We start from the raw sequence: 20,221 nt of genomic DNA, 5'->3' as shown, positions 1-20,221 counted from the left end.
TCGCTGCCGAGGATGGCCTTTCGGGTGCCGCAGGAAACCGACTCAGCGCTTGTTGATCAGCAGGTACACCCCAACCAGCAGCCCTACAGCGCACAGGCCAGCCACATAGTAGGCCGGTGCCATCGGGCTGAATTTGAGCAGGGCGGTTACCACCATCGGGGTCAGGCCTCCGAAAATGGCGTAGGCGACGTTGTAGGAGAACGACAGCCCGCTGAAGCGCACCACCGCCGGGAAGGCCTTGACCATCACATAAGGCACCGCGCCGACCAGACCGACGAACAGTCCGGTAAGGGCATACAGCGGGAACAGCAGGTCAGGCCGGGTCGGCAAGCTGTGGTAGAACGCCCACGACGAAGCCAGCAGCGCCAGGCTGCCGATCACGAACACCCGCCCTGCGCCGAAGCGGTCGGCCAGGCTGCCGGCGCCGATGCACCCCAGGCTGAGCAGGACGATGGCCAGGCTGTTGGCCTTGAGCGAATCGGTGGGGCTGACGTGATAGAGGCTCTGCAGCAGCGCCGGGGTCATCAGGATCACCACCACGATGCCCGCCGACAGCAACCAGGTCAGCAGCATCGACAGGATGATCGCGCCACGGTGGTCGCGCAGTACCGCACGCAGCGGCAGCTCTTCGGCCAGCGCCTTGCGCTGCTGCATCTCGGCGAACACCGGTGTCTCGTGCAACCAACGACGCAGATACACGGCGAACAGGCCAAACACACCGCCGAGCAGGAAGGGGATCCGCCAGGCGTAGTCGGCCACCTCTTCAGGGCTGTAGACGGTGTTGATCAGGGTTGCCACCAGCGACCCCAGCAGGATGCCGGCAGTCAGGCCGGCAGTCAGGGTGCCGCAGGCATAGCCAGTATTGCGCTCCGGTACGTGCTCGGAGACGAACACCCAGGCGCCCGGCACCTCGCCACCGATGGCGGCGCCCTGCACCACCCGCATCAACAGCAGCAGGATCGGCGCCCACAGGCCGACCTGTGCATAAGTCGGCAGCAGGCCCATGATCAGGGTGGGCAAGGCCATCATGAAGATGCTCAGGGTGAACATCTTCTTGCGCCCGAGCAGGTCACCGAAGTGCGCCATGATGATGCCACCCAGCGGGCGCGCCAGATAACCTGCGGCGAATATGCCGAAGGTCTGCATCAGGCGCAGCCATTCGGGCATGTCGGCGGGGAAGAACAGCTTGCCCACCACGGTGGCGAAGAACACGAAGATGATGAAGTCGTAGAACTCCAGCGCTCCGCCCAGGGCGGACAGTGAGAGGGTCTTGTAGTCACTGCGGGTCAGCGGCCGCGAGGGCTGCTCGATACTGCTCGGCACGGAGGTCATGGATGTTCTCTTATAAGGCAGGCCGCTTGTGCTGCGGCTTGTGGCGCGGGAGTGGGCAAGATAACAAATTGCCGCGCATGGCTCATAGAGGTACAAAAACTCTACAGATATTCACCAATGTGCGGTCGTCGCTGGCCGATACCGTCTATATACTGCGCTCTTCGTAGGAAAAGGTTGTTTACGATGTGGGATGTTGTGCGAAAACGCCGGTCATTATGTGCAGGCGGTTTCGCAGAGTTTCCCTTTGGCCGCCAACCGGAGCGAAATCAGCGTAGTATGTTTCTGGCTGAATCGTTTTTCAGGGCGTCCGTCACCGCGCCAACCAACGAAGCGTCACGGGTCAGAGGCCCCACGGCATGATTGAGCTCGAACAAGAAGATCCTATCCCGCAGGGCGACCTGGCCCTTCAGATTACCGCGCTACCGCGCGAAACCAATGGCTTCGGCGATATCTTCGGCGGCTGGCTGGTCGCCCAGATGGACCTGGCCGGTACTGCCATGGCCAGCCGCGTGGCTGGCGGCCGTGTGGCCACCGTGGCGATCGATCGCATGGCATTCCTGGTGCCGGTGGCCGTAGGCGCGCAACTGTCCTTCTATACGCAGACCCTGGAGATCGGCCGCAGCTCGATCCAGATGATGGTCGAGGTCTGGAGCGACGACCCGCTGTCCAGCGAATGGCGCAAAGTCACCGAGGCGGTGTTCGTTTTCGTGGCCATCGACGGCAGTGGCCGCACCCGCTCCGTACCTCGTCGCTGAGCCCGGCGCGCGGTAAACTCGTTGCAGGCTTCGAGGTCCAACGGCCTCACCTGCAATCAACGAGACGAGCGCATGGCAACCTTCAAGGTCGACACCGAGCAACACGGCGAACTCAACTGCTGGCGCATCACCAGCCAGCATGCCGAACTTCTCATCGCCCAGCAGGGCGCGCAGATTCTCAGCTACCAGCCCATCGGTGACGAACCCCTGCTGTGGCTCAGTGACCAGGCGATCTTCCGCCAGGGCAAGTCGGTACGCGCCGGTGTGCCGGTATGCTGGCCATGGTTCAGCAACTTCCAGCGCAATCCCGATTCGGTCAAGGCCATGTACCACGGCAGCGAGGCACCGGCCCACGGCCTGGCGCGCGGACGCGACTGGCAGTTGCTTGGCGTCGAGGAAGTCGGTGAAAACCTGCGTATCGAGTTCGACCTGCCCGAGGCTCAAGGCCAACTGCCAGACTGGCCACACAAGGTCGAGCTGCGCCTGCTGATCGAGCTCGGCGAACAACTGCACGTTTCGCTTTGCAGCCGCAACCTGGGCGATGCCAGCGTCACGCTCAGCCAGGCACTGCACAGCTACTTTGCCGTCAGCGATGTACGCCGGGTGCACGTGGAAGGCGTCGAGGGGCTGCCTTATATCGAGACTCTGGAGGGCTGGGAGCAGCGCACCCAGCAAGGCAAGCTGGGCTTTGCCAGCGAGACCGACCGCATCTACCTGAACACTCCCGAGCGCCTGGCGATCGTCGACCCGCAATGGAAGCGGCGCATCACCTTGCACGCCACCGGCTCACGCAGTGCAGTGATCTGGAACCCCTGGACCGACCGCGCCCGCGAGCTGCCCGACATGGCCGACGACGGCTGGCAGCGGATGTTGTGCGTGGAGACGGCGAATGTGTGGGATGACGTGGTGGAGCTCAAGCCTGGAGCCAGCCATGTGCTGGGGGTGGTGATTGGCCGCGAAGCGCTCTGATTCGACAGGACACCGCGCTGTCCGTAGGAGCGGGTCGGGCTCAAAGATCGGCGTCCTCGACCACCCTCACCTTCCCCGCGTCCAGCGCATAGGCCGCATCGGCCAGGTCATTGCTGACCTTCTCGATCTTCAGCGTACCGGTCACCCACAGCGGCGTGTAGATATCGGCGATCTTCAGCCCTTTCGGGTAGCGCACCAGCACCAGCTGGTTCGGCGGAGGCGGCGGCACGTGGATGCAGGCCCCCGGATAAGGCACGAGGAAGAACAAGGTGCTGTTGCCCTTGGCATCGCTCTCCAGCGGCACAGGATAGCCGCCCAGGCGGATCTGCTTGCCGTTCATGGCCGCCACGGTCTTGGTCGAATACATCACCGCCGGCAGGCCCTGGCTTTGCTTCAGGCCGCCCTTGGCGGTGAAGGTGCCCATGGCTTCGGGGGAGTTGTGATCGATCTCGGGCATCTGCTCGAGAGCCTTCTGGTCCGACTTGGGCATCAACTCCAGCCAGTCGGTTTCGGGCAGCTCGGCATGGGCCAGGGTGCTGGCCAGCAACAAGGGAAGAAGGAATAACGCACGCATGGCAATGCTCGGCAACTCAAGTGAATTGCCGCGCATTCTAGCCTGTGTTCAGCGCTTCTTGATGAATCCGTAGATCACCAGCAGCACGATGGCGCCAACCAGGGCACCGAAGAAGCCCGCCGCCTGTCCGGCCTGGTAGATACCCAGGGCCTGCCCGCCATAGGTGGCCACCAGGGAGCCGGCGATGCCGAGCAGAATGGTCATGATCCAGCCCATGCTGTCGTCCCCGGGTTTCAGGAAACGCGCCAGCAAGCCGACGATCAGGCCGATGAAGATGGTTCCGATGATGCCCATGGCAATCCCTCTACAGTGAAGATGGAACACGCCAAAGCCTAGACAGCGCTTTGGCGTGTTGCCATCTCAGAGGGCCTGCTGCAGGCAGAAGTTCGATCAGCCGACGATCAACGCCTCTACTTCGGCGATCTTGGCCTTGAGCGTGACCATGTCCTTGCAGCGCAGGGTGGCGTGACCGACCTTGCGCCCCACCTTGAACGCCTTGCCATAGTGATGCAGGTGGCAGTCGTCGATGGCCACGACCTTGTCGACCGCAGGCACTTCGCCGATGAAGTTGAGCATGGCGCTCTCGCCGACCTTGGCCGTCGAGCCCAGCGGCAGGCCTGCGACGGCCCGCAGGTGGTTCTCGAACTGGCTGCACTCGGCGCCTTCGATGGTCCAGTGCCCCGAGTTGTGCACGCGCGGGGCGATCTCGTTGGCCTTGAGGCCACCGTCGACCTCGAAAAACTCGAACGCCATTACGCCAACATAGTCGAGCTTGTGCAGCACACGGCCGACGTAATCCTCGGCCAGCGCCTGCAGTGGATGCGCATCGCTTGCCACCGACAGGCGCAGGATGCCGCTGTCATGGGTGTTGTGCACCAGCGGATAGAAGCGCGTCTCGCCATCGCGGGCTCGCACGGCAACCAGCGAGACTTCGCCGGTGAACGGCACGAAGCCTTCCAGCAGGCAAGGGACGCTGCCCAGCTCGGCGAAGGTGCCGAACACGTCCTCTGGCTTGCGCAGGACCTTCTGGCCCTTGCCGTCGTAACCCAGGGTGCGGGTCTTGAGCACGGCCGGCAGGCCGATGCTGGCCACTGCCGCGTCGAGGTCATCCTGCGAAAGGATGTCGGCGAAGGCCGGGGTCGGAATGCCCAGGTCGCGGAACATGCTCTTCTCGAACAGGCGATCGCGCGCGATGCGCAGGGCTTCGGCGCTTGGGTAGACCGGCACGAACTGCGACAGGAAGGCCACGGTTTCCGCGGGGACGCTCTCGAACTCGAAGGTCACCAGGTCGACTTCGTCGGCCAGTTGGCGCAGGTGGTCCTGGTCGCCGTAGTCGGCACGCAGGTGCTCGCCCAGGGGGGCGGCGCAGGCGTCCGGTGCCGGGTCGAGGAAGGCGAAGTTCATGCCCAGCGGAGTGCCCGCCAGGGCCAGCATGCGACCCAGTTGGCCGCCACCGATTACACCGATCTTCATGTCGTCAGCCTCAAGCCTGGCGGGGGTCCGGGTTGTCCAGGACGGTTTCGGTCTGCTCCGCGCGGAACTGCTTGAGCGCCGCGTGGTACTGCGGGTGCTTGGCACCCAGGATGCTTGCCGACAGCAGCGCGGCGTTGATCGCGCCAGCCTTGCCGATGGCCAGGGTGGCAACCGGGATGCCGGCTGGCATCTGCACGATCGACAGCAGTGAATCGACACCCGACAGCATCGAGGACTGCACAGGTACGCCCAGCACCGGCAGGTGCGTCTTGGCGGCGCACATGCCCGGCAGGTGCGCAGCGCCACCGGCGCCGGCGATGATCACCTCGATGCCGCGGCCTTCGGCCTCTTCGGCGTACTGGAACAGCAGGTCCGGGGTCCGGTGGGCGGACACCACCTTCACCTCGTAGGGAATGCCGAGTTTTTCCAGCATATCGGCGGTGTGGCTAAGGGTGGACCAATCGGACTTGGAGCCCATGATCACGCCAACCAGTGCACTCATCGTCGAGCCTCTTCGCTTGTGCGCCCTTGGGCGCCGTCAAAAAACAACAAGCCACGCGGGACGACCGGCGTGGCTTGTTTGCTGATCATGACCGGATCGATCCAGTCGAGGGGCCGCGCAGTATACCGTAACGTTAGGCATTCGAGGCACCCCTGGCGACCAACTGTCGGCCTTATTTTTCGGGGCTTTGACTGACTTTCGAGTCAACTGCGCCCGCCAGCGCTCCACCTTCGAGCTTGCGCCACAGCAGGCGCACGTTCGCCTTGCGCACCAGGGCGCAGCGGTAGAGGCGAATCTCCAGCGGCACGTGCCACTGGCTGGAGCCGCAGATCGCCAATTCGCCACGCTCCAGCTCGCCGCGCATCGACAGGCGCGGCACCCAGGCGATACCCATGCCTTCGAGCGCCATGCTCTTGAGACTGTCGGCCATCGCCGTTTCGTACACCGTGGTGTAGCGCAGGTTGCGCTGGCGCAGCAGCAGGCTGACGGATCGCCCGAGGAATGCCCCGGCGCTGTAGGCCAGGAGCGGCACGCTGCCCTCGCCTTCCAGGTCGAACAGCGGCTTGCCATCGGCCCCGACGGCACAGACTGGCAGCATTTCGGTGGTGCCCATGTGCAACGATGGGAAGATCTCGGCATCCATCTGCAAGGCGGCGTCAGGGTCGTAAAAGGCCAGCATCAGGTCACAGCCACCTTCCCTCAAGGCATGCACTGCATCGCCCACGTTGGTGGCCACCAGACGGGTGGCGATGTTCATGCCGTCGTTGCGCAACTGGGCCACCCAGCGCGGGAAGAAGCCGGACGCCAGCGAGTGCGCCGCCGCGACCTGGACCACCTCGCCCTGACCACCTTCCAGATGATGTAAATGGCGGAGAACTTCGCTCAACTGGTCGACAACGGTACGCGCGGTAACGAGAAACAGCTGACCCGCCTCAGTCAGCTCTATCGGCGTGCGGGAACGATTCACCAAGGTCAGCCCCAATGCCGCTTCCAGGCTGCGGATGCGTCGACTGAAGGCCGGCTGCGTCACGAAGCGGCGCTCCGCCGCCTGGGAAAAACTGCGTGTGGAGGCCAGAGCACTGAAGTCTTCCAGCCACTTGCTTTCAAGGTTCATCGAGAAGCTCCGCAGGCGTGCACCAAAATGGAACACGCTCGATTGTCAATCGGCGTCACATCAAACCGTATGCCGTTTGTGCATAGGTTAGCGTCTAACAGCATTGGCCGCAAAATCTGCCGAGGCCTAGGATTGGCGGCATTCCGGCAGGTGCCGGGTTTAAATCGAGATGATATCCGTCATGTCCTCCGCTGCATCGTTCCGCGTCGAAAAAGACCTGCTTGGTACCCTTGAAGTCCCTGCCGATGCCTACTACGGCATCCAGACTCTGCGCGCTGCCAACAACTTCCACCTCTCCGGCGTTCCGCTGTCGCACTACCCGAAACTGGTAGTCGGCCTGGCGATGGTCAAGCAGGCCGCTGCTGACGCCAACCGTGAGCTGGGGCACCTGAGCGATGCCAAGCACGCCGCCATCAGCGAGGCCTGTGCCCGCCTGATCCGTGGCGACTTCCACGAGCAGTTCGTGGTGGACATGATCCAGGGCGGTGCTGGTACTTCTACCAACATGAACGCCAACGAGGTCATCGCCAACATCGCACTGGAGGCCATGGGTCACCAGAAGGGTGAGTACCAGTACCTGCACCCGAACAACGATGTGAACATGGCGCAGTCGACCAACGACGCCTACCCGACCGCCATCCGCCTCGGCCTGCTGCTGGGCCACGACGCCCTGCTGGCCAGCCTCGACAGCCTGATCCAGGCTTTCGCTGCCAAAGGTGAAGAGTTCAGCCACGTACTGAAGATGGGCCGTACCCAGCTTCAGGACGCCGTGCCGATGACCCTGGGCCAGGAATTCCGTGCCTTCGCCACCACCATGACCGAAGACCTCAACCGTCTGCGTTCGCTGGCGCCGGAACTGCTCACCGAAATCAACCTGGGCGGCACCGCCATCGGCACCGGCATCAACGCCGACCCGGGCTACCAAGCTCTGGCGGTACAACGCCTGGCAGCCATCAGCGGCCAGCCGCTGGTTCCGGCGGCCGACCTGATCGAAGCCACCTCCGACATGGGCGCCTTCGTGCTGTTCTCCGGCATGCTCAAGCGCACCGCGGTCAAGCTGTCGAAGATCTGCAACGACCTGCGCCTGCTGTCCAGCGGCCCGCGCACCGGCATCAACGAGATCAACCTGCCGGCGCGCCAGCCAGGCAGCTCGATCATGCCAGGCAAGGTCAACCCGGTGATCCCGGAAGCGGTCAACCAAGTCGCCTTCGCCATCATGGGCAACGACCTCGCCCTGACCGTCGCCGCCGAAGGTGGCCAGCTGCAGCTGAACGTGATGGAACCGCTGATCGCCTACAAGATCTTCGACTCGATCCGCCTGCTGCAGCGCGCCATGGACATGCTGCGCGAGCACTGCATCGTCGGTATCACTGCCAACGAACAGCGCTGCCGTGAACTGGTCGAGCACTCGATCGGCCTGGTCACCGCCTTGAACCCGTACATCGGCTACGAAAACGCCACCCGTATCGCCCGCGTCGCCCTGGAAACCGGCCGCGGCGTGCTGGAACTGGTGCGCGAAGAGAAGCTGCTGGACGAAGCGATGCTCAACGACATCCTCCGCCCGGAAAACATGATCGCTCCACGTCTGGTTCCGCTGAAGGCGTAACCCGACCGCTGCAACCTGTCTCACCAGGTCGAGGGACTAGACACCTCTCAACCTTTCAAGGGCCCGAGCGCACGCTCCGGGCCCTTTTTTTATGCCCAGCACCTGCAAACGGTTCCCGGCACACTCCTTGCTCGATAATGCCCCTCACCCCCACGGGATGCCGAGCATGCTGCACAGCCACCTCACCACCCTCAACGCGGTTTCGTTGATTCTCAACGTCTTCCAGGAAGAGGGCTGTACCGCCTCGCAACTGCTCGCCGGCAGCGGCATAGGCCCGGCAGACCTGGGCCATCCCGATGCGCGCATCACCACCCAGCAAGAGCTGCAGGTGTGTGCCAATGCAGTCGCCCGACGCGAGGAGATCGGCCTGGAGCTGGGGCGGCGGATGCATGTGTCGTGCTACGGCATGCTCGGTTACGCCTTGCTCTCGAGTGCCACTTTGGGTGACGCCCTGCGCCTGGCGCTGCGTTATCCGGCACTGCTGGGAACAATCTTCCAGTTGCGCCTGGTCGACGATGGCCAGCGTGTCTGGCTGAGCGCCAGCGATTATCGCGAGGGGCCGGCACTGGCAGCGTTCAATGCCGAATTCTGCCTGGTCTCGCTGAAAGTCATCTGCGATGACCTGCTCGGCCGGCCGCTACCCTTGCTGGCCGCACGCTTCGAACACGCACGCCCTGCCTACCATCTGCTCTACGCCGGTGCATTCCCCTGCCCGACGGGCTTCGAATCGCGAGACAACGCCTTTGCCTTCGAACGGCGCTGGCTCGATATGCCACTGCCCCTGGCCGACCCCATCACCCACAAAGCCATGGCCGAACGCTGCAGGCGCCTGAACCTGGAGTTCACTGGCCGCCAGGCCTGGCTGGGGCGCATTCGCCAGCTGCTGATGCAGCAGCTCGATGCGGCGCCTGGGCTCGAGGGCCTGGCGCGGCAGATGAACTGCTCGTCGCGCACCTTGCGGCGACACCTACAGGCGTTGGGCAGCAGTTATCAACAGCTGCTCGATGAGCTGCGCTTCGAACGGGCCAAACAGTTGCTCGCCGAAGACCAGATGCCGATCTACCGGATCGCCGAAACCCTGGGATTCAGCGAGACGGCAAGCTTCCGACACGCGTTCCAGCGCTGGAGTGGCGTGGCGCCCAGCCATTTTCGGGGGTAGTCGGCACCCGTCCAGCCGCGGGGCAATAGGCCGGAAATATCCCCAAACCACCCGATCCGGCCATCGCCAGTGGCCATATCGATCCCCTTTTGGCCGTTTGCAACGTTCTCTCCACCTGGCCCGCCCACCACAATGGACCCACGCCAGTCACCTTCGGAGAACAACAAATGCTGACGATCTATTCCGATGACCATCGCCTGCACCACGGCCGCTGCGAGCTGATCGACGGCAAGCTGATGCCGTGTTTCGAGATGCCCTCGCGCGCCGACCATGTGCTCGCCCGCGTCCAGCACCGCGACCTCGGCCCGATTCAGGGCCCGACCGACTTCGGCCGCGCGCCGCTGCTGCGCATCCACAGCGCCGCCTATCTGGACTTCTTCGAAGGCGCCTGGGCGCGCTGGGCGGCCATGAACCAGGAGGGCGACCTGCTGCCCTTCACCTGGCCAGCACGTACCCTGCGCCAGATCAAACCCACCGGCCTGCACGGCGAACTGGGCTACTACAGCTTCGACGGCGGCGCGCCGATCACCGCCGGTACCTGGCAGGCCGCCTACAGCGCAGCGCAAGTCGCACTGACCGGGCAGGCCGCGATCCAGAGCGGCGCCCATGCCGCCTTTGCCCTGTGCCGTCCGCCAGGGCACCACGCTGCCGCCGAAGTGATGGGCGGCTACTGCTACCTGAACAACGCCGCCATCGCTGCCCAGGCCTTCCTCGACCAGGGCCGGCGCAAGGTCGCGATCCTCGATGTCGACTACCACCACGGCAACGGCACCCAGGACATCTTCTACGACCGTAACGACGTGTTCTTCGCCTCGATCCACGGCGACCCGACCGACGAGTTCCCGTTCTTCCTCGGCTATGCCGACGAAACCGGCGAGGGCGCAGGCGAGGGCTGCAACGTCAACTATCCTCTGCCGGCAGGTAGCGACTGGGCCACCTGGAGTGCCGCCCTCGAAGACGCCTGCCAACGCATTGCCGCCTTCGACGCCGATGTGCTGGTGATCTCGCTCGGCGTAGACACCTTCAAGGACGATCCGATCTCCCAGTTCAAGCTCGACAGCCCGGACTACCTGGAGATGGGCAAGCGCATCGCCCAACTCGGCAAGCCGACCCTGTTCGTGATGGAAGGTGGCTATGCCGTCGAGGAAATCGGCATCAATGCGGTCAATGTGCTGGAAGGGTTCCAGCGCGCCCAGCCAGGAGCCTGATCATGCATCCATTCAAGCGTCTGTTAGCCCCGCTCGTTGCTGCCGGCCTGCTGGCTGGTGGCCTTCAGGTCCATGCCGAACAACGCACCCTGCGGGTGTACAACTGGTTCGACTACATCACTCCGCAGACCCTGGTCGACTTCCAGAAGGATGCCCAGGTCAAACTGATCTACGACATCTTCGACACCAACGAAGCACTGGAAGCCAAGCTGCTGACCGGCAACTCCGGCTATGACGTGGTAGTGCCCTCCAACGTGTTCCTCGCCAAGCAGATCGAGGCTGGAGTCTTCCAACCCCTGGATCGCAGCAAGCTGCCGAACTGGCAGCACCTGGACCCAACGCTGATGAAGCTGATCGAGGCCAACGATCCGGGCAACAAGTTCGCCGTGCCCTACATGTACGGCACCATCCTGATCGGCTTCAACCCGGCCAAGGTGAAGGCCGCGCTGGGTGACAACGCACCGGTGGACAGCTGGGACCTGATCTTCAAGGAAGAGAACATCGCCAAACTCAAGCAGTGCGGCGTGGCGCTGCTTGATTCACCGTCGGAAATCCTGCCGCTGGCCCTACAGTACCTAGGCCTGTCACCCAACAGCGACAAGCCTGAGGACTACAAGAAGGCCGAGGCGCTGCTGATGAAGATTCGCCCGCACGTCACCTACTTCCATTCCTCGAAGTACATGGCCGATATCGCCAACGGCGACATCTGCGTGGCAGTGGGCTACTCCGGCAGCTTCTCGCAGGCCGCCAACCGTGCGCGCGAAGCCAAGAATGGCGTGGTGGTGGACATGCGCCTGCCCAAGGAAGGCGCGCCGATCTGGTTCGACATGCTGGCCATTCCGAAAAATGCAGCGAACCCGGACGACGCCCACACCTTCATCAACTACCTGCTGCGTCCAGAGGTGATCGCGCCGATCAGCGACTTCGTCGGCTACCCCAACCCGAACAAGGACGCGACCGAAAAGGTCAGCCCACAGATTCGCAACAACCCGAACCTGTACCCGACGGCTGAGGCGATGACCACGCTGTATACCCTCAAGCCGCTGAGCAAAGAAGCCGAACGGGCAAGGACTCGGGCCTGGACGCGGATCAAGTCCGGTACCTGAGCCGCCTGCTTCGCGCGCAAAGCCAGCTCCTACAGGCTCTTTAGTAGGAGCTGGCTTGCCCGCGAAACAGACAACGCGGTCTAACGCCTTACCGCCAGACCCGGCGCAATCGCATCAACGCCCCGGCAATCTCCTCCTCGGGCACCGCAGCGAAACCCAGCACCAGCCCTGCCCGCTTGTCCACAGGCACCTCGCTGTCCTCCAGCCAGTAAGCACTCAGCGGATGCACTTCCACTCCCACCGCCTCTGCCCTGGCCACCAGCGCTTGCTCCCGCGCGAAGTTATCCACACCCACTTTCACATGCAGTCCCGCCGCCACTTCCGGCATTGCGCCCAGCCCCGGCACATCCAGCGGCCAGCCGGCCTTGAGCACATTGCGCCGCGCCAGCGCCGCCCGACGCATGCGGCGTATATGCCGCTGGAAGTGCCCCTGAGCCATGAATTGCGCCATCACGCACTGCGTCCCGACTTCGGAATGCCGCACCGCCAATGCACGCGCCTGGCTGAAGGCCTGCACCAGTCGCGGCGGCAGCACCAGGTAACCCAGGCGCAACGCGGGGAAGGCGATCTTGCCGAAGGTGCCGACGTAGATCACCCGCTGCTGGCGGTCCAGCGCTGCAAGGGGGGCCAGCGGTGGGCCGCTGTAGCGGTATTCGCCGTCGTAATCGTCCTCGATGATCCAGCCATCCTGGCGTTCGGCCCAGGCCAGCAACGACAAGCGTCGCGCCAGGCTCATGGTGACGCCGGTGGGGTATTGGTGCGCAGGCGTCACGTAGGCCAGGCGACAGTCGCGCAACTGGGCGAGCTGCTCGCACACCAGCCCTTCCTCGTCTATCGCCACACCGCGCACCTTCGCTCCGGCCAGGGCAAAGGCATGACCGGCGGCGCGATAGCCCGGGTTTTCCACAGCCACCTCCTCGCCAGGTTGCAGCAGCAGCTGTGCACAAAGGCTGATGGCCTGCTGTGCACCACTGGTGATCACAATTTGTTCAGCGGTGCACGAAAGCCCTCGCGAGCGACGCATGTAGGCCGCAATCAGTTCGCGCAGCACAGGCTCCCCGGCCGGGTCGCCGTAACCGAGCAGCGCAGGATCGGGATCACGCCAGAAACCCGCTTGCAGCTTGGCCCAGACGTCGAACGGGAACAGATCGAACGCGGGAATACCGACCCGAAAAGCCCTCGGAGCCCCGGCTCTGGGCGGTGAAAGATGGTGTGATTTCAAGCGCTCCAAGGGTGCGCTGGAGCGCGTTGAACTGGATAAATCCTCAGTGTCATCGGGCGAAAATGTGGATAACTCTGTTGATAACCCCTGGGATAACCTTGTTGATAACTGTGTGGACAGTTTTGGCAGCCGACTCACATAGGTGCCATCCCCGACTCGGCTTTCGATGAAGCCTTCGGCGTACAACTGGTCATAGGCACGCACCACGCTGTTGCGCGACAGCGCCAGCACCGAAGCCAGGTCACGAGTGGCCGGCAGCCGCGTGCCACTGCTCAGCCGGCCGTCCAGCACCCGCGCGCGCAGTGCCTGGTAGAGCTGCTGGCTGAGGCCACGGCGGCGGTCCAGCACAATGCCGGCGGGGTCGAAAGGCAAAACGAGAGGACGCTCACTCATGACATTGGACCTGTCAAATCAGCGGTAAATGGCTCTTACACAGAACCAATAGCCTGCCTAGGATGATGTCATCAAACAAGGACTTCGCCATGTACAACGCCAAGCCTCATCAGGAACACGATCTCCAACGTCTGCACCAGCAGATGCTGCAGACGCGCCTTGCCACGCTGGTCAGCCACGGAGAGCACGGCCTGCTGGCGACCCACCTGCCAGTGCTGGTGGACACCCGCGAAGGCGAGTTCGGTACGGTATACGGCCACCTGGCCCGCGCCAACCACCAGTGGCAGGACCTGGAGCGAGGCGGTGAAGCCCTGCTGGTTTTCCAGGGCGCCGATGCCTACGTGAGCCCCGGCTACTACCCGAGCAAGCTGGAGAATCCAAAGGTGGTGCCCACGTGGAACTATGTGGCGGTGCATGCCCACGGGCCGGTCGAGGTCATCCATGACCCGGCGCCCCTGCTGGAGATCGTCAGCCGCCTGACCGACCTGCATGAACAAGGCCGCGCCACCCCCTGGAAGGTCGCCGACGCCCCCGCCGACTACATCGACGGCATGCTCCGCGCCATCGTCGGCATCCGCCTGCCCATCACCCGCATCCAGGGCGCCCGCAAGCTCAGCCAGAACCGCAGCGCCGAAGATGTCCAAGGCGTGCGCGAAGGCCTGGCCAACAGCCCCGATCCACTCGACAACCAACTCGCGACGCAGATGCGTTCGCTTTGAAGGAAACCACCATGTCCAACGTCACCTTGCGCCCGGTCACTCTCGAAGACCACGCCGCCTGGCTGCCCCTGTGGCAGGCCTACCTGCGCTTCTACCAGACCACCCTCGCCGAAGAGGTCACGGCCAATACCTGGCAGCGCCTGCTCGACCCCAGCGAACCCACCCACTCGGCCCTCGCCTGGGTCGATGGCAAGGCGGTGGGAATGGTCAACTACATCTATCATCGTTCCAACTGGAGCATCGAGAACTCCTGCTACCTGCAAGACCTCTACGTTGAGGGCGAGCAGCGCGGCCTGGGTATCGGCCGCCAGCTGATCGAACACGTCTACGCCGCCGCCAAGACCGCTGGCTGCATCAAGGTGCACTGGCTGACCCACGAGACCAACGCCACGGCCATCAGCCTGTACGAGCAGGTCGCCGAGCGTCCGGGCTTCATTCAATTTCGCAAAGCACTGTAGGCCGATCATGACCCTGAACTGGAAACCCGCTGCGACACCGGACGCCTCCCCCCTCGATGGCCGCTTCATCCGCCTGGAGAAACTCGACCCGGCGCGCCATGGCGACGACCTGTGGGAAGTCCTGCAAGGCCCGGGATCGGACCCGGTGCTGTGGAACTACCTGCCCTATGGGCCGTTCGCCGAACGCGCCGACTTCGACCGCTGGCTGCAAGGCAACGCAGCGGGCCGCGATCCGCTGTTCTATAGCGTCATCGACAAACACAACGGGCAGGTGCAGGGCATCCTCAGCTACATGTCGATCGTCCCCGAGCAGGGACGTTTCGAAATCGGCCACATCGCCTTTGGCGCGGCCATGCAGCGCACGCCCAAAGGCACCGAGGCGGTCTACCTGTTGAGCAAGCTCGGCTTCGAGCTGGGCAATCGGCGCCTGGAGTGGAAATGCAACGATGCCAACGCCCGCTCCAAGCGCGCGGCGCTGCGCTTCGGCTTTGTCTTCGAAGGCGTGTTCCGCCAGCACATGGTGGTGAAGGACCAGAACCGCGACACCGCCTGGTATTCGATCACCGACGGGGAGTGGCCAGCAGTGGCGGCGGGGTTCGAGCGCTGGTTGAGCGTGGAGAACCAGCGGCCTGACGGTCAGGTGAAAACCTTGGAAGCGTGTCGCCTGGCCTGACGCAATCGCGGGGCAAGTCGGAGCGCCGAACCGCCGCTCCCAAAGGTACCCCGCCAATTCCAGAACCAGCGGGGTGCCCCGCGATCGGGCCTTGAACCCAACATAAAAAAAGGGGAGCAACCGCTCCCCATGAGGTAAACCGCTTGTCAGTCGAAGGCTGTCGCTCAGCCTTCGATCTCGATCAGGATCTCGCCCGGGGTCACCCGGTCGCCCTTGGCTACGTGGATGGCAACGACCTTGCCGGGGATGGCCGCCTGCACTTCGGTCTCCATCTTCATGGCTTCGGTAATCAGCACTGCCTGCCCGGCCTTGACCACATCGCCCTCCTTGACCAGCACATCGACGATGTTGCCCGGCATGGTGGTGCTGACGTGACCCGGCGCGCTGGCCTGCTTGCGCTTGCTGCTGCCGCCGCCGACGAAATCGTTGAGCGGCTCGAACACCACTTCTTCCGGCATGCCGTCGATGGACAGGTAGAAGTGACGCTTGCCTTCGGCCTTGACGCCCACGCCGGTGATGTCGACGCGGTAGGTCTCGCCGTGCACGTCGATGACGAACTCGGTCGGTACACCCTCACCGCCCACGGAGGCTGCAGCACCGGCTTCCGGGATTGGCAGCAAGGCTTCGGGCTTGAGGGTTCCGGCTTCACGCTCTTCGAGGAACTTGCGTCCGATGTCCGGGAACATGGCGAAGGTCAGCACGTCTTCCTCGCTGTGCGCCAGGCTGCCGATCTCGGCACGCAGCTTGGCCATTTCCGGCTTGAGCAGATCGGCCGGGCGCACATCGATGACGTCTTCGCTGCCGATCGCCTGGCGGCGCAGCTTCTCGTCAACCACACCTGGCGCCTTGCCGTAGCCGCCTTGCAGGTACAGCTTCACTTCGTTGGTGATGGTCTTGTAGCGCTCACCGGCCAGCACGTTGAAGAACGCCTGGGTGCCGACGATCTGCGAGGTCGGGGTGACCAGCGGCGGGAAGCCGAGGTCTTCGCGCACGCGCGGGATCTCCGCCAGCACTTCGTTCATACGGTTGAGGGCGCCCTGCTCCTTGAGCTGGTTGGCCAGGTTGGAAATCATCCCGCCCGGTACCTGGTTGACCTGCACGCGGGTATCCACGGCGGTGAACTCGCTCTCGAACTGGTGGTACTTCTTGCGCACGGCGTAGAAGTACATGCCGATTTCCTGCAGCAGCTCCAGGTCCAGCCCGGTGTCGAACTCGCTGCCCTTGAGCGCGGCAACCATCGACTCGGTGCCCGGGTGGCTGGTGCCCCAGGCGAAGCTGGAGATGGCGGTGTCGATATGGTCGGCGCCGTTCTCCACAGCCTTGAGCTGGCACATGGCGGCCAGGCCGGCGGTGTCATGGGAGTGGATGAACACCGGCAGCGACTGCTCGGCTTTCAGCGCCTTGACCAGCTCGCCGGTGGCGTACGGCGTCAACAGGCCGGCCATGTCCTTGATCGCTACCGAGTCGCAACCCATGGCTTCCATCTGCTTGGCCTGGTTCACGAAGGCCTCGATGGTGTGCACGGGGCTGGTGGTGTAGGCGATGGTGCCCTGGGCGTGCTTGCCGGCGGCCTTCACCGCTTCGATGGCCACGCGCAGGTTACGCACATCGTTCATGGCGTCGAAGATACGGAAAACGTCGATACCATTGACTGCAGCCTTGGCCACGAAGGCCTTGACCACATCATCGCTGTAATGACGGTAGCCCAGCAGGTTCTGACCGCGCAGCAGCATTTGCAGGCGCGTGTTGGGCAGCGCGGCGCGCAGTTGGCGCAGGCGCTCCCACGGATCTTCCTTGAGGAAGCGCACACAGGCATCGAAGGTCGCGCCGCCCCAGACTTCGAGCGACCAGTAGCCGACCTTGTCGAGCTTTTCGCAGATCGGCAGCATGTCTTCGGTGCGCATGCGGGTGGCCAGCAAGGACTGGTGGGCGTCGCGCAGGATTGTGTCGGTTACATGGATTTTCTTGGACATTGTTGAATTCCTCACAGGCCTGCGTGGGCGGCGATGGCGGCGGCGATGGCCAGGGCCAGCTCTTCGGGTTTGCGCTTGATCGAGTAGTTGGTCAGTTCCGGATGGCTTTCCACGAAGCTGGTATTGAACTGGCCGCTACGGAATTCCGGGTTGCGCAGGATTTCCTGGTAATACGCGGCGGTGGTCTTGACCCCCTGCAGGCGCATGTCATCCAGGGCTCGCAGACCACGGTCCATGGCTTCTTCCCAGGTCAGCGCCCAGACCACCAGTTTCAGGCACATGGAGTCGTAGAACGGTGGAATGGTGTAGCCGGTATAGATTGCTGTATCGGTACGTACGCCCGGGCCGCCGGGGGCGTAGTAACGGGTGATCTTGCCGAAGCTGGGCAGGAAATTGTTCTTCGGGTCTTCGGCGTTGATCCGGAACTGCAACGCGTAGCCACGATGCTGGATGTCTTCCTGTTTGACCGACAGCGGCAGGCCCGAGGCGATGCGGATCTGCTCACGCACGATATCGATGCCGGTGATTTCCTCGGTGATGGTGTGTTCCACCTGCACTCGGGTGTTCATCTCCATGAAGTACACCTCGCCATCGGCAAGCAGGAACTCCACGGTACCGGCGTTCTCGTAGTTGACCGCCTTGGCGGCCCGTACGGCCAGGTCACCGATGTAGGCGCGCTGTTCCGGCGTCAGCTGCGGGCTCGGGGCGATTTCGATGAGCTTCTGGTTGCGGCGCTGGATCGAACAGTCGCGCTCGAACAGATGCACCACGTTGCCGAAGCTGTCACCGAGAATCTGCGCCTCGATGTGTTTGGGATTGACGATGCATTTCTCGAGAAACACCTCGGCGGAACCGAACGCCTTGGTGGCTTCGGAAATCACCCGCGGGAAGTTCTGTTCCAGCTCTTCGCGGCTGTTGCAGCGGCGAATACCACGCCCGCCGCCACCGGAGGTGGCCTTGAGCATCACCGGATAACCGATGCGCTCGCCTTCGCTCAGGGCTTCGTGGATGTCGGCCACGTTGCCTTCGGTACCTGGGGTCACCGGGACACCGGCCTGGATCATCGTGCGGCGCGCTTCGGTCTTGTCGCCCATGCGACGGATGACCTCGGCGGCAGGGCCGATGAACTTGATGCCACGCTCGGCGCAGATTTCCGCAAGTTCGGCGTTTTCCGATAGAAAACCGTAGCCCGGATGCAGGGCGTCACAGCCGGTTTCCACAGCAAGGTTCACCAGCTTGCGCGGGTTCAGGTAACCGGCCAGAGGCTCGGCACCGATGCTGTAGGCCTCGTCGGCGCGCTTGACGTGCAAGGCATGACGGTCGGCGTCGGAAAAGATCGCGACAGAGCGAATGCCCATCTCGGCGCAGGCACGCACGATCCGAACTGCGATTTCACCCCGGTTGGCGATCAGGATTTTTTTTATCACTGGAGTCTTCCCAAAGCCGTAGGAACAGACGATCCGGTTACACCGGTCGGCGCGTGACCAGACGTCGCTGGCCAGTCGCACCTTCAAACTAGCGCCACCGGTGAATAAACAAAAATCAATATTTGTTAGGGGCTGTATTAGCAAAAGCTTATAGTTGGGTAACAAGGTTTTGCCGGAGCCTGGGGATAAATGCGTAAATCCTTGATGCGTATGACTTTGCGTCAGCTGCAGATCTTTAACGAAGTGTGTGATTTGCGCTCGTACAGCCGCGCGGCAGAAGAGATGGCGCTTACGCAACCCGCCGTAAGTCTACAGATCCGCCAGCTCGAAGAGCTGGTCGGCCAGCCACTGTTCGAGTACGTCGGCAAAAAGCTCTACCTGACCGAAGCCGCCGAGGCACTGCAACGTGCCAGCCGCGACATCTTCGGGCGCCTGGAAAACCTCGACATGCAGCTGTCGGACATGCAGGGCTCACTGCAGGGGCAATTGAAACTGGCGATCGAATCCAGTGCGAAGTACTTCGTGCCACACCTGTTCGCCGCCTTCAAGCAACGACACCCGGAGGTCAACCTCACCCTCACGGTGGTCAATCGCGCCCAGGCCATCCGACGCCTGTCCGACAACCGCGACGACCTGATCATCATGTCGATGGTGCCGCAGGACATGGGCCTGGAGTTCCTGCCGTTTCTGAATAACCCGATCATCGCGGTGGCGCCACCGGAACACCCGTTGTGCAAGCTCGAACGCTTGCGCCTGCAAGACCTGGAGCCTCATACCCTGCTCATCCGCGAACAAGGCTCGGGCACGCGCAAAGCCTGCGAGGAGTACTTCAAGGACAAGCGCGTGCACTTCACCCAGACCCTGGAGGTGGCCTCGGCCGACGCCCAGCGCGAATGCGTGATCGCCGGTTTGGGCATCGCCCTGCTGACTCGCCATGCAGTGAACATGGAGCTGGCCACCGGGATGCTCAGGGAATTGCCCGTCGAGGAACTGCCGCTGTACCGCAGCTGGTGCGTGGTGCAGTCCAAGGCCAAGCGGCAATCGCCGGTGGCCTTGGCATTTCATGCGTTCATTCGTAGCGAACGCGCGAAAATCAGCGGGCTTGTGGAGCGATTTTCTGGGAAGCCGCCGACGCCACCTGCCATACCGTGATGTCTTGCAGCTCAGGGTAGTCGGCGATATCACGCAACAGTTGACGCTGGTCGCAGTAGCTTTCGATCGCACGTCGATATTCCATGCGACGTTGATCCTTCTCAGCCTGCTTGCGAGCCTTGGCGTTGGGTTGGTACGAACCGAAATGATCGTTTGCCATTGCCTGTCTCCCAGATCGGGTGCGGGAGCTTCAGGGTGGCCCCGAGGGTTTACGGTTTGGCTGAGAAATGGTGACAGAATCGTGAATTTTAATTGCCCGTACCGGCCCTTTCGCGGGTAAACCCGCTCCCACAGCGGCCGGTGCGGTGGCAGCGCGATCAGTCGTCGGTAGCCTTGATCGACTTGGGCGACAAGCGCAGGCTGCGCAAGCTGCGCTTGACGCTCTTGAGGTGGTTGACCAGGCTCG

The 20,221-nt window shown here is 63.2% G+C and carries 21 protein-coding genes; 10 read left to right on the top strand and 11 right to left on the bottom strand.

What is annotated here, in order from left to right; genetic code table 11:
- Positions 1–42: 42 nt before the first annotated feature.
- The gene (locus tag F6X62_RS16520; protein WP_054892959.1) at positions 43–1,332 is read right to left on the bottom strand and encodes an MFS transporter; all 1,290 of its coding nucleotides are present in this window, start codon (positions 1,330–1,332) and stop codon (positions 43–45) included.
- A 356-nt stretch (positions 1,333–1,688) separates the two neighbouring features.
- Between F6X62_RS16520 and F6X62_RS16515 the strand changes: the two genes are divergently transcribed.
- Both F6X62_RS16515 and F6X62_RS16510 read left to right on the top strand, forming a co-directional pair.
- Positions 1,689–2,087: an acyl-CoA thioesterase gene (locus tag F6X62_RS16515; RefSeq protein WP_003253317.1), complete on the top strand. Its 399-nt coding sequence runs from the start codon at positions 1,689–1,691 to the stop codon at positions 2,085–2,087.
- Positions 2,088–2,159: 72 nt separating this feature from the next.
- A complete protein-coding gene (locus F6X62_RS16510) occupies positions 2,160–3,056 on the top strand; it encodes a D-hexose-6-phosphate mutarotase (RefSeq protein WP_153774181.1) in 897 nt (298 codons plus the stop codon).
- Between the two features lie 40 nt (positions 3,057–3,096).
- Here the strand turns inward: F6X62_RS16510 and F6X62_RS16505 are convergent, their stop codons facing one another.
- From F6X62_RS16505 to F6X62_RS16485, 5 genes are all read right to left on the bottom strand, one after another.
- Positions 3,097–3,666, bottom strand: coding sequence for a DUF3299 domain-containing protein (locus F6X62_RS16505; RefSeq protein WP_054892961.1), 570 nt, complete (start codon positions 3,664–3,666; stop codon positions 3,097–3,099).
- A gap of 12 nt (positions 3,667–3,678) precedes the next feature.
- Positions 3,679–3,924, bottom strand: a complete 246-nt coding sequence (locus tag F6X62_RS16500) for a GlsB/YeaQ/YmgE family stress response membrane protein (RefSeq protein ID WP_054892962.1) — start codon at positions 3,922–3,924, stop codon at positions 3,679–3,681.
- A 96-nt stretch (positions 3,925–4,020) separates the two neighbouring features.
- Entirely contained in the window at positions 4,021–5,103 is a 1,083-nt protein-coding gene (locus F6X62_RS16495; RefSeq protein ID WP_153774180.1) for a 5-(carboxyamino)imidazole ribonucleotide synthase, read from the bottom strand.
- Positions 5,104–5,113: 10 nt separating this feature from the next.
- Positions 5,114–5,605 carry a 5-(carboxyamino)imidazole ribonucleotide mutase gene (gene purE / locus F6X62_RS16490; protein WP_054892964.1) on the bottom strand — a complete coding sequence of 164 codons (492 nt, stop codon included), beginning with the start codon at positions 5,603–5,605 and terminating at the stop codon, positions 5,114–5,116.
- Between the two features lie 172 nt (positions 5,606–5,777).
- On the bottom strand, positions 5,778–6,719 hold the full coding sequence (locus F6X62_RS16485) for a LysR substrate-binding domain-containing protein (protein WP_054892965.1): 942 nt from the start codon (positions 6,717–6,719) through the stop codon (positions 5,778–5,780).
- A 181-nt stretch (positions 6,720–6,900) separates the two neighbouring features.
- Between F6X62_RS16485 and aspA the strand changes: the two genes are divergently transcribed.
- The 4 genes from aspA to F6X62_RS16465 all read left to right on the top strand — a co-directional run bounded on the left by aspA (position 6,901) and on the right by F6X62_RS16465 (position 11,798).
- Complete coding sequence (aspA, locus tag F6X62_RS16480) at positions 6,901–8,325, top strand: aspartate ammonia-lyase (protein WP_054892966.1); 1,425 nt, start codon at positions 6,901–6,903, stop codon at positions 8,323–8,325.
- A gap of 166 nt (positions 8,326–8,491) precedes the next feature.
- Positions 8,492–9,484 carry an AraC family transcriptional regulator gene (locus F6X62_RS16475; protein WP_054892967.1) on the top strand — a complete coding sequence of 331 codons (993 nt, stop codon included), beginning with the start codon at positions 8,492–8,494 and terminating at the stop codon, positions 9,482–9,484.
- 167 nt (positions 9,485–9,651) lie between these two features.
- The gene (locus F6X62_RS16470; protein ID WP_153774179.1) at positions 9,652–10,692 is read left to right on the top strand and encodes a histone deacetylase family protein; all 1,041 of its coding nucleotides are present in this window, start codon (positions 9,652–9,654) and stop codon (positions 10,690–10,692) included.
- Between the two features lie 2 nt (positions 10,693–10,694).
- A complete protein-coding gene (locus F6X62_RS16465) occupies positions 10,695–11,798 on the top strand; it encodes a polyamine ABC transporter substrate-binding protein (RefSeq protein ID WP_153774178.1) in 1,104 nt (367 codons plus the stop codon).
- Between the two features lie 88 nt (positions 11,799–11,886).
- Here the strand turns inward: F6X62_RS16465 and F6X62_RS16460 are convergent, their stop codons facing one another.
- Positions 11,887–13,413 carry a PLP-dependent aminotransferase family protein gene (locus tag F6X62_RS16460; RefSeq protein ID WP_153774177.1) on the bottom strand — a complete coding sequence of 509 codons (1,527 nt, stop codon included), beginning with the start codon at positions 13,411–13,413 and terminating at the stop codon, positions 11,887–11,889.
- Positions 13,414–13,502: 89 nt separating this feature from the next.
- Between F6X62_RS16460 and F6X62_RS16455 the strand changes: the two genes are divergently transcribed.
- The 3 genes from F6X62_RS16455 to F6X62_RS16445 are packed head-to-tail and all read left to right on the top strand — an operon-like array spanning position 13,503 to position 15,263.
- A complete protein-coding gene (locus F6X62_RS16455; RefSeq protein ID WP_054892971.1) occupies positions 13,503–14,132 on the top strand; it encodes an FMN-binding negative transcriptional regulator in 630 nt (209 codons plus the stop codon).
- An 11-nt stretch (positions 14,133–14,143) separates the two neighbouring features.
- Positions 14,144–14,590, top strand: coding sequence for a GNAT family N-acetyltransferase (locus tag F6X62_RS16450; protein ID WP_153774176.1), 447 nt, complete (start codon positions 14,144–14,146; stop codon positions 14,588–14,590).
- A 7-nt stretch (positions 14,591–14,597) separates the two neighbouring features.
- The gene (locus F6X62_RS16445; protein WP_153774175.1) at positions 14,598–15,263 is read left to right on the top strand and encodes a GNAT family N-acetyltransferase; all 666 of its coding nucleotides are present in this window, start codon (positions 14,598–14,600) and stop codon (positions 15,261–15,263) included.
- Between the two features lie 164 nt (positions 15,264–15,427).
- Here F6X62_RS16445 and oadA read toward each other — a convergent pair whose 3' ends face one another.
- A complete protein-coding gene (oadA, locus tag F6X62_RS16440) occupies positions 15,428–17,236 on the bottom strand; it encodes a sodium-extruding oxaloacetate decarboxylase subunit alpha (protein WP_153774174.1) in 1,809 nt (602 codons plus the stop codon).
- 11 nt (positions 17,237–17,247) lie between these two features.
- The gene (locus F6X62_RS16435; protein WP_054892975.1) at positions 17,248–18,663 is read right to left on the bottom strand and encodes an acetyl-CoA carboxylase biotin carboxylase subunit; all 1,416 of its coding nucleotides are present in this window, start codon (positions 18,661–18,663) and stop codon (positions 17,248–17,250) included.
- 189 nt (positions 18,664–18,852) lie between these two features.
- Here F6X62_RS16435 and F6X62_RS16430 point away from each other — a divergent pair, with 189 nt between their 5' ends.
- Complete coding sequence (locus tag F6X62_RS16430; RefSeq protein ID WP_153774173.1) at positions 18,853–19,815, top strand: LysR family transcriptional regulator; 963 nt, start codon at positions 18,853–18,855, stop codon at positions 19,813–19,815.
- On the opposite strand, the gene F6X62_RS16425 is transcribed toward F6X62_RS16430, so the two are convergent.
- Positions 19,757–19,975 (bottom strand): PA3496 family putative envelope integrity protein, encoded by a 219-nt coding sequence (locus F6X62_RS16425; RefSeq protein ID WP_081311761.1) that lies wholly within the window; start codon positions 19,973–19,975, stop codon positions 19,757–19,759. The genes F6X62_RS16430 and F6X62_RS16425 overlap by 59 nt on opposite strands.
- A gap of 157 nt (positions 19,976–20,132) precedes the next feature.
- Positions 20,133–20,221 (bottom strand): hypothetical protein (locus F6X62_RS25450; protein ID WP_256674047.1); only part of this gene is annotated, 89 nt, incomplete at its 5' end.

Origin of the sequence: Pseudomonas sp. MNR3A (assembly GCF_009650575.1) — a bacterium.
In the GTDB taxonomy this organism is placed as follows: domain Bacteria; phylum Pseudomonadota; class Gammaproteobacteria; order Pseudomonadales; family Pseudomonadaceae; genus Aquipseudomonas; species Aquipseudomonas machongensis.
The sequence above is the reverse complement of the archived record's forward strand: the minus strand, read 5'-3'. Positions and strand labels throughout refer to the sequence as shown.

What these genes read in the sequence shown, in the direction of transcription:
- F6X62_RS16520 (WP_054892959.1), bottom strand. Translation starts at nt 1,332, where the DNA reads ATGACCTCCGTGCCGAGCAGTATCGAGCAGCCCTCGCGGCCGCTGACC.
- F6X62_RS16515 (WP_003253317.1), top strand. Translation starts at nt 1,689, where the DNA reads ATGATTGAGCTCGAACAAGAAGATCCTATCCCGCAGGGCGACCTGGCC.
- F6X62_RS16510 (WP_153774181.1), top strand. Translation starts at nt 2,160, where the DNA reads ATGGCAACCTTCAAGGTCGACACCGAGCAACACGGCGAACTCAACTGC.
- F6X62_RS16505 (WP_054892961.1), bottom strand. Translation starts at nt 3,666, where the DNA reads ATGCGCGGCAATTCACTTGAGTTGCCGAGCATTGCCATGCGTGCGTTA.
- F6X62_RS16500 (WP_054892962.1), bottom strand. Translation starts at nt 3,924, where the DNA reads ATGGGCATCATCGGAACCATCTTCATCGGCCTGATCGTCGGCTTGCTG.
- F6X62_RS16495 (WP_153774180.1), bottom strand. Translation starts at nt 5,103, where the DNA reads ATGAAGATCGGTGTAATCGGTGGCGGCCAACTGGGTCGCATGCTGGCC.
- purE (WP_054892964.1), bottom strand. Translation starts at nt 5,605, where the DNA reads ATGAGTGCACTGGTTGGCGTGATCATGGGCTCCAAGTCCGATTGGTCC.
- F6X62_RS16485 (WP_054892965.1), bottom strand. Translation starts at nt 6,719, where the DNA reads ATGAACCTTGAAAGCAAGTGGCTGGAAGACTTCAGTGCTCTGGCCTCC.
- aspA (WP_054892966.1), top strand. Translation starts at nt 6,901, where the DNA reads ATGTCCTCCGCTGCATCGTTCCGCGTCGAAAAAGACCTGCTTGGTACC.
- F6X62_RS16475 (WP_054892967.1), top strand. Translation starts at nt 8,492, where the DNA reads ATGCTGCACAGCCACCTCACCACCCTCAACGCGGTTTCGTTGATTCTC.
- F6X62_RS16470 (WP_153774179.1), top strand. Translation starts at nt 9,652, where the DNA reads ATGCTGACGATCTATTCCGATGACCATCGCCTGCACCACGGCCGCTGC.
- F6X62_RS16465 (WP_153774178.1), top strand. Translation starts at nt 10,695, where the DNA reads ATGCATCCATTCAAGCGTCTGTTAGCCCCGCTCGTTGCTGCCGGCCTG.
- F6X62_RS16460 (WP_153774177.1), bottom strand. Translation starts at nt 13,413, where the DNA reads ATGAGTGAGCGTCCTCTCGTTTTGCCTTTCGACCCCGCCGGCATTGTG.
- F6X62_RS16455 (WP_054892971.1), top strand. Translation starts at nt 13,503, where the DNA reads ATGTACAACGCCAAGCCTCATCAGGAACACGATCTCCAACGTCTGCAC.
- F6X62_RS16450 (WP_153774176.1), top strand. Translation starts at nt 14,144, where the DNA reads ATGTCCAACGTCACCTTGCGCCCGGTCACTCTCGAAGACCACGCCGCC.
- F6X62_RS16445 (WP_153774175.1), top strand. Translation starts at nt 14,598, where the DNA reads ATGACCCTGAACTGGAAACCCGCTGCGACACCGGACGCCTCCCCCCTC.
- oadA (WP_153774174.1), bottom strand. Translation starts at nt 17,236, where the DNA reads ATGTCCAAGAAAATCCATGTAACCGACACAATCCTGCGCGACGCCCAC.
- F6X62_RS16430 (WP_153774173.1), top strand. Translation starts at nt 18,853, where the DNA reads ATGCGTAAATCCTTGATGCGTATGACTTTGCGTCAGCTGCAGATCTTT.
- F6X62_RS16425 (WP_081311761.1), bottom strand. Translation starts at nt 19,975, where the DNA reads ATGGCAAACGATCATTTCGGTTCGTACCAACCCAACGCCAAGGCTCGC.